The following is a 13,611-nucleotide window of genomic DNA, read 5'->3' on the forward strand; positions in this document are numbered from 1 at the left end:
GCGCCCTGCCGGTAGGGGCGAACGCGGTTTGAATTGTAGGAGCGAATTCATTCGCGAGAGGCCCGAACAGGCGACATACATGCATCGCCTGAACCTCCGTCTCGCGAATGAATTCGCTCCCACAGGATTCGGCGGCACCTCGGTGATGGGAGTGAGTCAGGCTTACACCATCCGCCGCACGGTGTTGTCCTTGCGCACGACGTGGTGCCAGATCGCGGCGACGACATGCAGGCCGATCACGTAGTAGAAAATCGTGCCCAGCAGGACGTGAAAGTGTTCGAGGGTCTCGGCGGTCTCCTTGGAAATGGCGAACGGTGCCGGGATGGCCAGCGAGGTCAGCGGGACGGGCAGGGCGCCGCGCTCCAGCAACACCGTGAAGAGCCCCAGCAGCGGTTGAATGAACAGAAACGCATACAGCGCGTAATGGGATAACGTGGCGGCCAGACGAAGGGCACCTTCGAGCGGCGGCGTAATGCCCGGCGGCGTGTGGCGATGACGCTCAGCGATCCTGAAGAACGCCATGATCAGCACCACGATCCCCACCCAGAAATGCGTTTGCACCACAAAGGTTCGCAGGTCGCTGCCTCTGGCGAACTGACTGCGGCTAAGGATCAGCGCGTAAGCCAGCACGATCAAAATGGCCATCGCCCAATGAAACCAGCGGGCTTTGTAGCTGTAGCGCTCGGTGTTTGCAGGTGTGCTCACGGTCAGGCTCCTCGGTTCAGGTCTTTTTTTGCCCCGCTTTTGCCGGGCTTGGCGTTATGAACGCGAGGATGGCAGCAGGTTTCGCTCCACCTCAAGCCTTGTCTGCGATTTGCGTGCCGCGCCGGGTGAATATCGCAAGTCGGTGTTGATCGAGACCACGTAATGACGGGGCAGTATTAACGTTAAAACGATGCATTGAGCGCCTCTCGTAACGTGTTGCGCTGCCGTTAGTTAAAAGGCGCCATAACTGAGTGAGTTTTCATAATTAATGTGAGTCCTGTGAATCGTAAGACTATTTGAAATGTTCAATTAGGTATTACTTATGTTCTGATACTGCTAAGTTTCTCTCCGTTCGGGGATATTCAAATGAATATAAAAATCGGGGTTGAATAGTTTTGAATTGTTAATGAGGTCTTAGCTGTTTCTTATAACCATTCGTGATTAAAAAACCGTCAAAACGGATTTGACAGGGCATTCGCTTGGATCCATCTTTAGCTCCGACGGTTCAAAGCCCCGGACTATCAGTCTGAATAGACTGGCATTTTGCCCAGAATTCTTTGGGACCTCTTGTTGACTCACAAAAAATCGCAGAAAGGACTCTACCTCATGGATGTCCCTGAATTCGTTCGCCTTTTAAAACAAAGAAATATGGATTCCGAAGTATGGTGGGACTCTTCTCCAACGACATACATCGCGTTTAAACACACACTGCTCATGAAATACCCGAGCATGTCCGGCGTCATTGAACAGTGGATGCCGGACGCGCTCGCTACAGGTTTGAACGGCATGAGTGGCGCAACTACCAACCCTTGTTTAATTACTCAGGCTGTCTTGAGCGAGCCACGGCGATGGCGTGATTTTCTGTCCGGATTAACGGCCAGTCTCAGCGATGCCGACAAGGCACGCCAACTCTACGACCACGTGATCACCCTCGGTGCCGCCACGATGGCGCCGCTCTGGGAGGCGTCACGTCGTCGACAGGGCTGGTTGTCCGCGCAGATCCCCGGTGCGCAAGGGATGACCGCTGATGCGATGGTCGCACGAGGGCTGCAATTGGCCGCTCTGGCACCCAACGTCATGATCAAGGTGCCTGGCAGTGAGGAGGGCTATCAGGCCATTGAAGACCTGGTGGCGCAGGGATGTTCCATCAACAACACGTTCTGTTTCACGGTCTCTCAAGTCGCGGCGTGCCTCAAGGCCATTAACGCGGGGCAACTGCGCGCCAGGCTTCGGGGCGTCAATACTGACTCCGCGCAGTACGTTATCAGCTTCATGATCGGTCGACTCGGCGCTGAGAGGGAGTTCGAGCTCCAGGCCGAGCGGCGGCGGTTGCGGCTGACTGCATCGGACCGACGCTGGGCTGAAATCGCGGTCTATCAAGCCATACAGGCCTTGATGCGACGTCATCAGACCCCCGCCCGCCTGCTGCTGTGCAGCCTGAAAATCGACATTGATGCCTGCGGCCGGGAACACTGCTGGCACCTGCAACGCACGGGAGCCGATACGACCCTCTACACCCTGACCCCGCAGATCATCGCGTTCCTGATTCGCCGTCAACTGCAGAAGCAGCCGATTACCCCGGCGGGTGGATGGGTGCAGATGCCCAAGCGCGTGTTGCAACGACTCATCGCGATTCCTTATTTCAATCAAGCGTACTTTGAAGGCGATCTCGCGCCCTGGCAGTTCGCCGCGCACCCGGCGTTCCGCACGGCGAGCCAATATGCCTCTGACGGGGAGGACACGTTGCTCGCTTTCGTCAAAGGCATTGCCGCAGGGTACACGCCGCGTGCCCAGTCAATCAGCGCCCCGATGCGATCGCCCATGGAGCGTGCATCATGAATCGCATGATCGCGCTCTGGGCGCACCCTCGCTCTCGTTCAACGGCGCTGGAGCGAGTGTTTATCGAACGGGGTGATTTCGAGGTGTTTCACGAACCCTTCGCCTCCGTCGCCTTCGATGAGCAGTCCGCCATCCCTCATGACGACCTGAACTGTGGATTGCCGCGCACGTATGAGGGCGTCAAGGCATTGCTGCGCTCGACCCGCCAGCGGCGCCATGTGTTTCACAAGGACATGTGCTACCACTGCCCGGACGAGTTGGGCGCCGACGCCGAATTCTTGTTGGAACAGCAGCACGTGTTCATCATCCGCGAGCCCGCCCGGAGCATCGTGTCGCACTTCGCGATGTTCGAGCAGATGACCATGGACGCCATCGGTCATCGTGCGCTCTACGAGATCTTCTGTCGCGTGACCAAGCTCACCGGAAAAATTCCCTACGTCGTCAATGGCGATGATCTGGCGAAACGCCCGGAACACACCGTGCGCAAACTCTGCGATCACTTGCAGGTGGAATTTCTGCCACACGCCCTGAGGTGGGAACCCTCCTGCCCGCCGCAATGGAAAGCCTGGCGCAGCTGGCACCGGGTCGCCGAGCGTAGCAGTGGCATCGTTGCTTCAGCTGACACATTCGACGATCTCCCCCTCAAGACCCACCCGCACCTGATGGCGTACTACCGCATTCACCGACCGTTTTATGAGCGCATGAACCAGTTCGTGCAGCAGGAGCCTTCATGAAGAAGATCGTCATTACCGGCGCAGGGAACGGCATCGGCAAAGCCACCGCCAAGGCCTGCGTGGAGGCAGGGTATTACGTGATTGCCGCCGACAAAGACAGAGAGGGATTGCGCAGTTTGCAGAATGAAATCCAAGTGAACTACCTGGAAACCCACCTCGTCGACTTTTCGCTCCCTGACGTCTACAAGCACTTCATCGGCAACCTGTATCAGCACCACAGCGCGCTCTATGGGCTGATCAACAACGCTGGCCTCTATCACGGTAAAAGTGTCTACGACTACAGCGACGAAGAAATCGAAGAGATCTGGGCCGTGAACCTCAAGTCGTTGGTCTACCTGTCCAAGGACTTTGCCCAACGAGAGGTGCACGCCCCACACACTCGCAACATCATCAACATCACCTCAGTGGCCGGTGAAGTCGGCAGCATGGACGCGCTGTACGGCGCCACCAAGGCGGGCGTCATCGGGCTGACGAAAGCCAACGCCTGGAATTTCGCCCCACGGATTCGGGTGAACGCCGTGTCGCCCGCGCTGATCCGCAACACCTCGATCCACGACCGCATTCCTGAGCATCGCCGCAAAGAGTACGAGCGTCAGGAAGTTCTCAAGGACCCCATCGAGCCCGAAGGCGTCGCTGACGTGATCATGTTTCTGCTTTCCGATCACAGCCGCCATCTCACGGGAAAAGTCATCGCAGTGGATAACGGGGCCTACCCGCGCTAGTCCCGGCGCAACGTAATCGCTTCTGGAGATTCATCATGCAACGCAAAAAAAGGCTGCTTATCGTCGGTGGCGGGAATCTGTGCCTGCAGATTTTGCAAATCCTCGTGCCCCGTGATCAGTTCGAATTTCACGTCGCCAGCCGCGACCCGGAAAACGTCACACGACTCAGCAATCTGGTCCGTTTGGCCGCACTGCAACTGAACGTGCAGGCGCACATCCAGTGCTGGAAGATGGACCTCATCGAATCGGACATCGAGCGCAATGCAGAAACCCTGGCGCTCATCAGGCCGGACATCATTCTCAACTGCGCGTCGCTCCAATCCTGGCGGGTCATTACCCAATTGCCGAAGGCCACGTTCGAGGCGCTCGATCAGGCGCAACTCGGGCCTTGGCTGCCCATGCACCTTGCACCCGCCTACGCCTTGATGCGGGCCGTGAAACAAGCGTGCCCGAAAAGTCTGGTCGTCAACGCGGCGTTTCCCGATGCGGTCAACGCCGTACTGTACAAGGTGGGCATGGCGCCAACAGTGGGGATTGGCAACATTGCCAACCTCGTCCCGGCGACCCGCAGCGCCATTGCGCGACTGGCCCGGTGCGAGCCGCAGGAAGTGAAGATCAAACTCGTGGGTCAGCATTATTTCAGCCATTACGTGCCACGGCGTGGACTGCCACCGAACGCCAGTTTCGACCTGACGTACTGGATTGGCGACAAGGAATACACCGGTTACTTCCGCGACCGGGATATTTTCGGCTGCGTGTGCGACACCTTCCGGCGACTGGGCGGGATCGACGGGCAATACCTCACAGCCATGTCGGCGGTTTCGGTGATCGAACATCTGTTTTCCGACACCGAAGCCCATCTTCATGCGCCGGGTCCGGACGGTTTGCCGGGCGGGTATCCGGTGAAGGTGGGCATGGGGCGCGTCTTGCTGGGCCTGCCGTACGGCCTCAAGCGTGAGGTCGCGATCAAACTCAACGAGATCGGTCAGCAACAGGACGGCATCGACATCATCCACGCGGATGGCTCCGTCGAGTTTGGCCGGGAGCAGATGCACGTCATGGAAACGATGCTGGGCTATTTCATGCATGAAATGAAGGTGCAGGACGCAGCGGCTCATGCCTGCGAACTGGGCCGTAAATACCAGGCGTTCGCCGATAAAATCCGCCAGCAGGGAGCTAGCCATGTTACTCAACCAAGCCTCTTCACCCGTCAGGTTGGCTGATCCGGCGGACGCCGATTACGCCCGTCAATACAACGCCGATTTCGTCAGCCGCTGGGACGAATTGATCGATTGGGACAAACGCGCTGCAGGTGAAGGGCATTTTTTCACCGATCTGTTACTCGCCGCCGGGGCCTGCCGGGTGTTCGACGCGTCCACGGGCAGCGGCTATCATGCCGCCCAGTTGCGCAAAGCCTGTTTCGATGTCACAGCCTGCGACGGCAGCCCGACCATGGTTCAGCAGGCGCGGGCCAACCTGGGGCGACTCGACATCCATATTCCGATCTACCAGAGCGATTGGGCTGATCTGAATCGTCTGCAACGAAGGCATCGGCTTGGATCATTCGATGCCGTGGTGTGCCTGGGCAGCTCGCTCTGCCACCTCTTCGACCGGGAGCAACGGATCGAGGCGCTGCGCCGCTTTCGCGGCCTGCTCAAACCGGGGGGGATGTTGCTGATCGATCAACGAAACTTTCAGGCCATCCTTGCCGGGCATTTCACGTCATCCGGTCAGTATTACTACTGCGGCAAGACGGCGAAGGTCACCATTGGCGCGCTGCATGACTCGCTGTGTGAGTTTGTCTACACCTTCGCCGACGGCGCCCGCTATCAGTTGCGGGTGTTTCCCCTCCTTCCGGCGCAGTTGCGCAGTGAACTCAGGGCGGCAGGCTTTTCGATCCAGCAAAGTTTCGGTGATTTCAAGCGGGTCTACGACCCGATGCACGCGGACTTCATCATTCACCAGGCCATCGCCTGATACGCCTGGGAGGCGAACCCATGAACAGTCCCCAGCATTTTTTTCCTGCGGCCACGCATTTGGTCGCCTATCCGTTTCGCTCGTTCGCGGTCACCTCGGGCGCCTCGTGGCCGCGTGTGATCTGGTTCACCGGGCTGTCGGCGGCGGGGAAATCCACTCTGGCTGATCATCTGAATCCGATCTTGCGGGCGCGCGGGTTAAACACCTGCATTCTCGATGGCGATAGCGTACGCACAGGTCTGTGTCGGGACTTGGGTTTTTCCGACCTTGATCGGGAGGAAAACGTGCGTCGGGTCGCGGAAGTCGCGGCGCTGATGGCAGATGCAGGGCTGACGGTGTTGGTCGCGCTGATTTCACCTTCCCGTGCGTCTCGGCATCACGCCCGTTCGATCATCGGCAACGAACGTTTCGTCGAGGTGTTCGTCGATGTGCCGTTGGCGGTGGCAGAGGCACGTGACCCAAAAGGCCTGTACCGACGGGCGAGGCAGGGTGAGATTCGTGGCTTTACGGGTATCGATTCGGCGTACGAGGCGCCGGTGTGGCCAGAGGTGCACATTCGCAGCGATCAGCTTGGGGTGTGCGAAGCGGCGGCCGTGATTGATGAGTGGTTAAGGGCGCCTGAAAGGGCTGTAGCCTCCGGTTTATAGCCCTCCGGGTCTCGACGCCGTAAAAACGGCCGTACGCGCGATTTTGCTGTCACGGCTGTCAGAAAAGTCAGCGACTGCGGCCATCTCTGCCATTATTGATTGCTCAATCAATGGCAGGGGCGGGCGATGTCCATCGGTCAGTTGAAAATCAACGCCATCCGGTTGGTCGGCGGCGTGAGTGTGCTCGACTACCTGAACAGTTGCGACGGTCGGCGCCCTGGCAGCTCATTGACGGAGGTGGTAGACAAACTGTCGAACCTCGAAGACATCGTGCACTGGTTCAGACACGCGGGTCTGATCGAGCCAGATGAGCATCAGCGATTGCTGGAGGTGGTGGGGGAGTCGTCCTGGCATACGGTCACCGCCTTCAAGCGCCTGATCGCTGTGCGCGAGTCGCTGTATCGATTGTTCCTCGGTCTGGCGTTGGAGCGCGCGGCGGATGTCTCGGCGCTGGAGACCCTGAACGCCATGCTGGTCGAGACAGTGGCGCAACGGACGCTGGTGTCAACGCCGATGGGCGTGCTTTGGCGCTGGCGTGGGCTCGAAACCCTGGATGACATGGTCGCGGGCTTTATCGGGCGTCTGGCCGTGCAGGCGGCGGGATTACTGACGTCGCCGGATCTGGCGCGATTGAAAGTGTGCGGGACCCCGGATTGCGACTGGCTGTTTCTGGATACCTCCAAAAACGGGCGTCGGCGGTGGTGCCAGATGAACGTGTGCGGGGCCAAGGAAAAGGCGAAGCGGGCGGTGGGGGCAGTTTGAAGCGCTGACAGTCTTGAGGCCGACGCATTCTGCTTCTGCCCGAAGGGCGTGGGAGAAGGCTTGCCTGCGATCTACCCGGGGTCGCGCTCGACCGCAGCGGCAGTAAATCCTGTGCACGCGGTGTACCTGGCACAACCGAGGTGGCAGGTTTTTACTGCCGCTACGCGCCAGATCGTAGGCAAGCCAACTCCCACGGCCTCCGGCCAGAGTCAAAAGCAATCGTGCGTGTGCATCGATCTGCTTCTGTCCGAAGGCCGTAGGAGAAGGCATGCCAGTTCCTCCGCTCTTCGGGCGGAGGCGGTGCCAGGGCAACCGTTATGCGCGCACCGGCCTACCTCATACAAAAACCACGGAACCTGCCCCGTTCTCAAGCTTCATATCTCTTGTTCAGAGCCGTCGCGGCACCCGCCGTGAGGTCGAGCACAGAGAGCACTTGCATGAGCGATATCCGCATCGGCATATCGGGCTGGCGCTATGTGCCGTGGCGCGGGGATTTCTACCCGGTAGGTCTGGCCCAGAAAAACGAACTCAAATTCGCCTCCAGAGCGGTGAACAGCATTGAAATCAATGGCTCGTTCTACTCTCTGCAGTCGCCGGACCTCTATGCCCGCTGGTACGCCGACACTCCCAAGGGCTTTGTGTTCAGCCTCAAGGCGCCGCGTTACATCACCCACGTCAAACGCCTGAACGACATCGACGAAGCGCTCGCCAACTTCTTTGCCTCGGGCATTTTCCAGCTCAAGGAAAAACTCGGCCCGATTCTCTGGCAGTTTCCCCCGAGTTTCAAATACGACGCCGAGAAATTCGAAGCCTTCCTCAAGCATTTGCCCCACGACGGGAAGGCCGCCAAGGCCTGCGCGAAAGGCTGTGCCGAGCGCATGGAAAAACCCGGATACCTCGACATCCCCGCCAGAGCCCGCCTGCGCCACGCCGTGGAGATCCGCCATGAAAGCTTCGCTGTCCCCGAATTCACCAAGCTCCTGCGCACCTACAAAGTTGCGCTGGTGGTCGCCGACACCGCGGGCAAGTGGCCCTATCTGGAAGACCTGACCTGCGATTTCGTCTACCTGCGCCTGCACGGTGACAAACAGCTGTACGCCAGCGGCTACACCCCCAAGGCACTGAAACGCTGGGGCGACCGGATCGACGTGTGGCGGCACGGCTCGCAACCCAAGGACGCGCACCTCGCCGAACTCAAGGCCCCTCGGGCACGCAAATCCCGGGACATCTATTGCTACTTCGATAACGACATCAAAGTGCGCGCGCCCTATGACGCCCGCAGCTTGCTGGAACGTTTCGAGCTGACCGCCGATCTGGAAGTCGCCCCCGGCGATCTGCAAGGAGTGACGTTGTGACCCGTGCCTTGAACCCTGAAGACATCGCCAGCCGACGCCAGGCCGCGTCGACCGAGATCACGTTGAACGTGCTGACCATGAACATGCACATGGGCTTTGGCTTTCTCAATCGCCGCTTCATCCTGCCCGAGTTGCGGGATGCCGTGCGCAGCGTGTCGGCGGACGTGGTGTTCCTGCAGGAAGTCCATGGCGAGCAGCAAAACCACGCGCAGAAGGTCAAGAATTGGCCGACCACCTCGCAGTATGAATTCCTCGCCGACAGCATGTGGAACGACTTCGCCTACGGGCGCAACGCGGTTTATCCCCACGGCCATCACGGCAATGCGCTGCTGTCGAAATACCCGATCATCCGCCACGAAAACCTCGATATCTCGATCCTCGGCACCGAAGAGCGCGGCCTGCTGCATTGCGTGCTGGACGTGCCGCGTTTCGGCGAAGTCCACGCCATTTGCGTGCACCTTGGCCTCAAGGAAGTGCACCGCCAGCAGCAGCTCAAACTGCTGGCCGATCTGGTGACACGGCTGCCGCCGGACGACCCTGTGATCATCGCCGGCGACTTCAACGACTGGCGACAAAAGGCCGATGCCGCGCTGGTCCCGACCGGACTGCGCGAAGTGTTCGTCGAATCGTTCGGCGCCCCGGCGAAAAGTTTTCCGGCGCGTTTTCCGCTGCTGCGGCTGGACCGCATTTACGTGCGCAATGCGCAGATCCGCGCGCCCAGAGTGCTGTCGAACCGGCCCTGGTCGCACCTTTCCGATCACGCGCCGCTGGCGGTGGAGGTGACGTTGTGAAGCCATTCAGTGACCGATGTGGTGTGTGGCAAGACGGTAACTCTGCCGAGCTGTTAATCAACGGCGAGGACTTTTTTGGCCGCGTGTTCGAGTGCATTCGTGCCGCGCGGGAAGAGGTGCTGATCGAGACGTTCATCATCTTCGAAGACCGGGTAGGCGAGGGCTTGCAGCAAGCGGTGATCGAAGCGGCCAGTCGGGGCGTGCGGGTGGTGATCACCGTCGACGACTACGGCACCAGCGACCTGAGCACCGCGTTCGTCCAGGCGATGATCTCGGCGGGTGTGCAAATCCAGCTCTTCGACCCGCGCCCGAAACTCATGGGTATGCGCACCAATCTGTTTCGTCGTTTGCACCGCAAGGTGGTGGTGATCGACGCCGAACTGGCGTTCATGGGCGGCATCAATTACAGCGTCGATCACATGGCCGACACCGGCATCACCGCCAAGCAGGACTACGCCGTGCTGGTGCGTGGGCCTATTGTGGCGGACATCTACCGCTCGACCCTGAACATGCTCGGCCCGGCCGTGCGCAAGACGTTCACACCGCTCAAGGTCGTCACTCGTCGGGCAGGCAGCGCACGCATGCTGATGGCCGAACGGGACAACCGCCGCCACACCACGGACATCGAAGAGCAATACCTGCTCGCCATGCGCAGTGCGACCCAGCGCATCACCATCGCCAATGCGTATTTCTTCCCCAGCTATCGGTTTCTGCGTGAACTGCGCAACGCCGCCCGGCGCGGGGTGAAGGTTACGCTGGTGCTGCAAGGCCAGCCGGATATGCCGTTCGTGCGCATGTGTTCGCGCCTGACCTATACCTGGCTGCTGCGCGAAGGCGTGGTGATTCACGAATACAAACAGCGGGCGCTGCACGGCAAGGTCGCTCTGATCGACCAGGAGTGGTCCACCGTCGGCTCCAGCAACCTCGACCCGCTGAGCCTGGCCCTGAATCTGGAAGCCAACCTGTTCATCCGCGATCCCGCGCTCAATCACCAACTGCACGAACACTTGCAGGAACTGGCAGCGACTCACAGCAAGCAGGCCAACCTCAAAGGCCTGGCGAAAGGGCAGTGGTGGCGGGCGCCGATGATCTTCTTCAGTTTTCACTTTCTGCGGCATTTTCCGGCCATCGCCGGGTTGTTCCCGGTGCACGGGCCGCGCCTGAAACCGGTACGTGCGCCGGATGCCTTGCCCGAAGCCGAAGTGCTCAAAGGCGAGCTGTCGCCTGATCAGGAGAAATTGTCATGACCGGGGTAACGCAAGCATCGACCCATGCCGAGAAACCAGCGGCAGCTGGCAAACACAAGGCGTGGCTGACGTGGGCCAAGCGCGGGTTCACGCTGTTCTTCTTCATTGCCGTGCCGGTGATGCTGTTCCTGTTGATGAAGAACCTGGACTGGAACGAAGTGGCCCACGCGCTGGAGTCCTACAAGCTCAGCACCCTGGCGTTGGGCTTTCTGGTAGCGACCGGGAGTTACCTGACCTATTGCGGCTTCGACGTACTCGCCCGGCGTTACACCGAGCACAAACTGTCGGTGGCGCAGATCGTGCCCGTGACCTTCGTCTGCTACGCGTTCAACCTCAACCTGAGTTCGTGGGTCGGCGGGATTGCCTTGCGCTATCGCCTGTACTCGCGTCTCGGGCTGGACGTGCCGACCATCACCCGGATTCTCAGCCTGAGCCTGATCACCAACTGGCTGGGCTACATGCTGCTGGCGGGGTTCGTCTTCGCGGGCGGCTTCATCGACCTGCCCGACGGCTGGAAGATCGGCGACACCACGCTGCAACTGATCGGCTGTGTATTGCTGGTGGTGTGCTTCGGGTATTTCACCGCGTGCCGGTTTTCCAGGAAGCGCACCTTCACCATTCGCAAGCAACAACTGGTGCTGCCGTCGCTGAATCAAGCGTTGCGACAGGCGCTGCTAGGCGCGTTGAATTGGGGGCTGATGGCGCTGCTGATCTACATCTTGCTGCCGGAAAAGGCCTTCTACCCGGCCGTGCTGGGGATATTGCTGATCAGCAGCATCGCCGGGGTCATCGCCCATATCCCTGCGGGGCTCGGAGTGCTGGAGACGGTGTTTATCGCCCTGATGCAGCACCAGTTCAGCAAAGGGCAACTGCTGGCCGCGCTGATCGGGTATCGGGTGATCTACTTCCTGATTCCGTTGATGCTGGCGCTTGTCGTGTATTTGGTGCTGGAGAAACGCGCCAAGTCGATGCGCAGCAAGAACGAGGCACGCAAGGTTTAATGAACGCGACGGTTTGATCGGAACGGTGACCCCCTCTGTGGGAGCGAATTCATTCGCGAAGGAGGAGCAGCCGACACATCTCCATCGCCTGAACGCCCTTCGCGAATGAATTCGCTCCCACAGAGGGTTTGCGGTGTGTTGAAAAATTTCCCGGCCCATCCCATCTGCGACTGTTCGCTCCCACAGGGGCTGAGTGCAGCCCCATGTTCTGCGATCAATCCCGCCCCGCAAACATCCTCACCGCATCCACCGCTTCATTCGTCCCGTTGCTGATCTGCACGATGGCTGACCCCGCCTGATCCGCCAGGTCCACGCCCTTGGCAGCATTGCTGCGGGTGTTGTCCATGCTGACGATGGCCTGTCGGGTTTCGGTCTGGATCAGCTGGATCATCTCCGAAATCTCCTGCGTCGAGCGGCTGGTGCGCCCCGCCAGTTGCCGCACTTCATCGGCCACCACCGCAAACCCTCGGCCCTGATCACCCGCCCGTGCCGCTTCAATGGCGGCGTTCAACGCGAGGAGGTTGGTCTGATCGGCGATGCTGTGAATGGTGTTGACGATGGCCGTGATCTGCTCGGAACGCTCGCCCAACTGGCCAATGATCCGCGACGAGTCCTCGATGTTTTGCGAGATCTGACGCATTTCCCCGGCCGCCTGCTGAATCACCTGCGAGCCTTGCTCGGCGACTTTCTGGGTCTGGACCGAAATGTGATACGCCTGTGCGGCACTGTGGGCGTCCTGTTCGTGCTTCTCGATGCGCGCCGTGACGTCCGAGGCAAACTTGACGATCTTGCACAATTTGCCGCTGGCGTCGTACAGCGGGTTGTACGAGGCTTCGAGCCACAGCGTCTGGCCGTGCTTGCCGACGCGCTTGAACTGGTCGCTGAAAAACTCGCCCTTGTTTAGCCGGCGCCAGAAGTCCTGGTACTCGGAACTGTTGATCAGGTCCGGAGGGCAGAGCTGCTTGTGGTTCTTTCCGATCAACTCCTGACGGCTGTAGCCCATCAGGCGCAGCAGGTTGTCGTTGGCCGACAGAATGCGCCCGTCCAGATCGAATTCGATCACCGCCATGGCGCGGTCGATGGCTTGCAGCTTGTTGCGTGATTCGTTTTCGGCCTGAATGCGGGCGGTCACGTCCATGGCGTATTTGACGACCTTGACCACCTTGCCGCTGACGTCACGCACCGGGTTGTAGCTGGCTTCCAGCCACACCGTGCTGCCGTCTCCCGCCACACGCTGGAACGTCGCCGAGACGAATTCACCACTGCGCAGGCGTGACCACAGCTGCGTGTATTCCGCGCTGCGGGCGTAGTCGGGGGTGCAGAACATGCGGTGTTCTTTGCCGATCACCTGCTCGGGGCGATAGCCCATGGCTTTGTAGAAGTTGTCGTTGGCACTGAGCACGACGCCATTGAGGTCGAATTCGATGCTCGCCATGGAGCGGCTGATGGCTTCCAGCAGACTGGCCTGGTGAGCGACGGTCAGTTGCAGGTCCTGGATGGTCTTGTTCTTGGACGAGTCGAAAAACATGATGGCGGCTCAGGCAAATGGAACGACGAGGGGCGCCTTTCCTTGGCCATGGAGCATGGGTCAATGCTCAGCTGCGGTTTCCTTTTGCAGTGCAGAGATCATCACAAACGTGATATCAAAAAGCTACAGTTTATGTTGTACAGCTCGTCGGGTTTGTACAGGATTTTTGAGTGGTGTGTAGATCCGATGCTGCGGTAATGGCTGATTACGGTTCCGCCCTTACGGCGGGTCACTTTTGTCAAGAGCCACAAAAGTAACCAAAAAGGCCCTGCTCCTGGTTTGGCCCTGACTGCGTCAGGGTTC

The 13,611-nt window shown here is 59.6% G+C and carries 14 protein-coding genes and 1 pseudogene; 11 read left to right on the plus strand and 4 right to left on the minus strand.

Features of this window, described 5'->3' with window-relative positions; all coding sequences use genetic code 11:
* Positions 1-162: 162 nt before the first annotated feature.
* A complete protein-coding gene (locus ACIQAL_RS03345; RefSeq protein WP_401142317.1) occupies positions 163-705 on the minus strand; it encodes a cytochrome b in 543 nt (180 codons plus the stop codon).
* A gap of 606 nt (positions 706-1,311) precedes the next feature.
* Here ACIQAL_RS03345 and ACIQAL_RS03350 point away from each other — a divergent pair.
* The 11 genes from ACIQAL_RS03350 to ACIQAL_RS03400 all read left to right on the plus strand — a co-directional run bounded on the left by ACIQAL_RS03350 (position 1,312) and on the right by ACIQAL_RS03400 (position 11,780).
* Complete coding sequence (locus ACIQAL_RS03350) at positions 1,312-2,544, plus strand: transaldolase family protein (RefSeq protein WP_401142320.1); 1,233 nt, start codon at positions 1,312-1,314, stop codon at positions 2,542-2,544.
* Positions 2,541-3,278, plus strand: a complete 738-nt coding sequence (locus tag ACIQAL_RS03355) for a sulfotransferase family protein (RefSeq protein WP_401142323.1) — start codon at positions 2,541-2,543, stop codon at positions 3,276-3,278. The genes ACIQAL_RS03350 and ACIQAL_RS03355 overlap by 4 nt, the downstream gene beginning before the upstream one ends.
* Positions 3,275-4,000, plus strand: a complete 726-nt coding sequence (locus ACIQAL_RS03360; RefSeq protein ID WP_401142326.1) for an SDR family NAD(P)-dependent oxidoreductase — start codon at positions 3,275-3,277, stop codon at positions 3,998-4,000. Before ACIQAL_RS03355 ends, ACIQAL_RS03360 begins: the two co-directional genes overlap by 4 nt.
* 35 nt (positions 4,001-4,035) lie before the next feature.
* Entirely contained in the window at positions 4,036-5,223 is a 1,188-nt protein-coding gene (locus ACIQAL_RS03365) for a hypothetical protein (protein WP_401142328.1), read from the plus strand.
* Positions 5,183-5,977: a class I SAM-dependent methyltransferase gene (locus ACIQAL_RS03370; protein ID WP_401142330.1), complete on the plus strand. Its 795-nt coding sequence runs from the start codon at positions 5,183-5,185 to the stop codon at positions 5,975-5,977. Before ACIQAL_RS03365 ends, ACIQAL_RS03370 begins: the two co-directional genes overlap by 41 nt.
* 20 nt (positions 5,978-5,997) lie before the next feature.
* Entirely contained in the window at positions 5,998-6,624 is a 627-nt protein-coding gene (gene cysC / locus ACIQAL_RS03375) for an adenylyl-sulfate kinase (protein ID WP_401142332.1), read from the plus strand.
* Positions 6,625-6,750: 126 nt separating this feature from the next.
* Positions 6,751-7,386 (plus strand): CGNR zinc finger domain-containing protein, encoded by a 636-nt coding sequence (locus ACIQAL_RS03380; protein ID WP_401142335.1) that lies wholly within the window; start codon positions 6,751-6,753, stop codon positions 7,384-7,386.
* A 437-nt stretch (positions 7,387-7,823) separates the two neighbouring features.
* Complete coding sequence (locus tag ACIQAL_RS03385) at positions 7,824-8,741, plus strand: DUF72 domain-containing protein (RefSeq protein WP_401142337.1); 918 nt, start codon at positions 7,824-7,826, stop codon at positions 8,739-8,741.
* Between the two features lie 89 nt (positions 8,742-8,830).
* On the plus strand, positions 8,831-9,532 hold the full coding sequence (locus ACIQAL_RS03390) for an endonuclease/exonuclease/phosphatase family protein (protein ID WP_401142409.1): 702 nt from the start codon (positions 8,831-8,833) through the stop codon (positions 9,530-9,532).
* Positions 9,529-10,779 (plus strand): cardiolipin synthase ClsB, encoded by a 1,251-nt coding sequence (clsB, locus tag ACIQAL_RS03395; RefSeq protein ID WP_401142338.1) that lies wholly within the window; start codon positions 9,529-9,531, stop codon positions 10,777-10,779. The genes ACIQAL_RS03390 and clsB overlap by 4 nt, the downstream gene beginning before the upstream one ends.
* Positions 10,776-11,780, plus strand: coding sequence for a lysylphosphatidylglycerol synthase domain-containing protein (locus ACIQAL_RS03400; RefSeq protein WP_401142341.1), 1,005 nt, complete (start codon positions 10,776-10,778; stop codon positions 11,778-11,780). Before clsB ends, ACIQAL_RS03400 begins: the two co-directional genes overlap by 4 nt.
* Positions 11,781-11,994: 214 nt before the next feature.
* Here ACIQAL_RS03400 and ACIQAL_RS03405 read toward each other — a convergent pair whose 3' ends face one another.
* The 3 genes and pseudogenes from ACIQAL_RS03405 to ACIQAL_RS03415 all read right to left on the minus strand — a co-directional run.
* Positions 11,995-12,444 (minus strand): methyl-accepting chemotaxis protein, encoded by a 450-nt coding sequence (locus ACIQAL_RS03405; RefSeq protein WP_401142412.1) that lies wholly within the window; start codon positions 12,442-12,444, stop codon positions 11,995-11,997.
* A gap of 87 nt (positions 12,445-12,531) precedes the next feature.
* Positions 12,532-13,308 (minus strand): annotated as a pseudogene (locus ACIQAL_RS03410) (PAS domain-containing protein); the annotation flags it as partial.
* A 101-nt stretch (positions 13,309-13,409) separates the two neighbouring features.
* Positions 13,410-13,611, minus strand: a 202-nt coding sequence (locus ACIQAL_RS03415; RefSeq protein WP_401142344.1) for a hypothetical protein, incomplete at its 5' end; no start/stop codon positions are given.

Origin of the sequence: Pseudomonas sp. NPDC088368, from assembly GCF_044753445.1 — a bacterium.
GTDB classification, from domain to species: Bacteria; Pseudomonadota; Gammaproteobacteria; order Pseudomonadales; family Pseudomonadaceae; genus Aquipseudomonas; species Aquipseudomonas bambusae.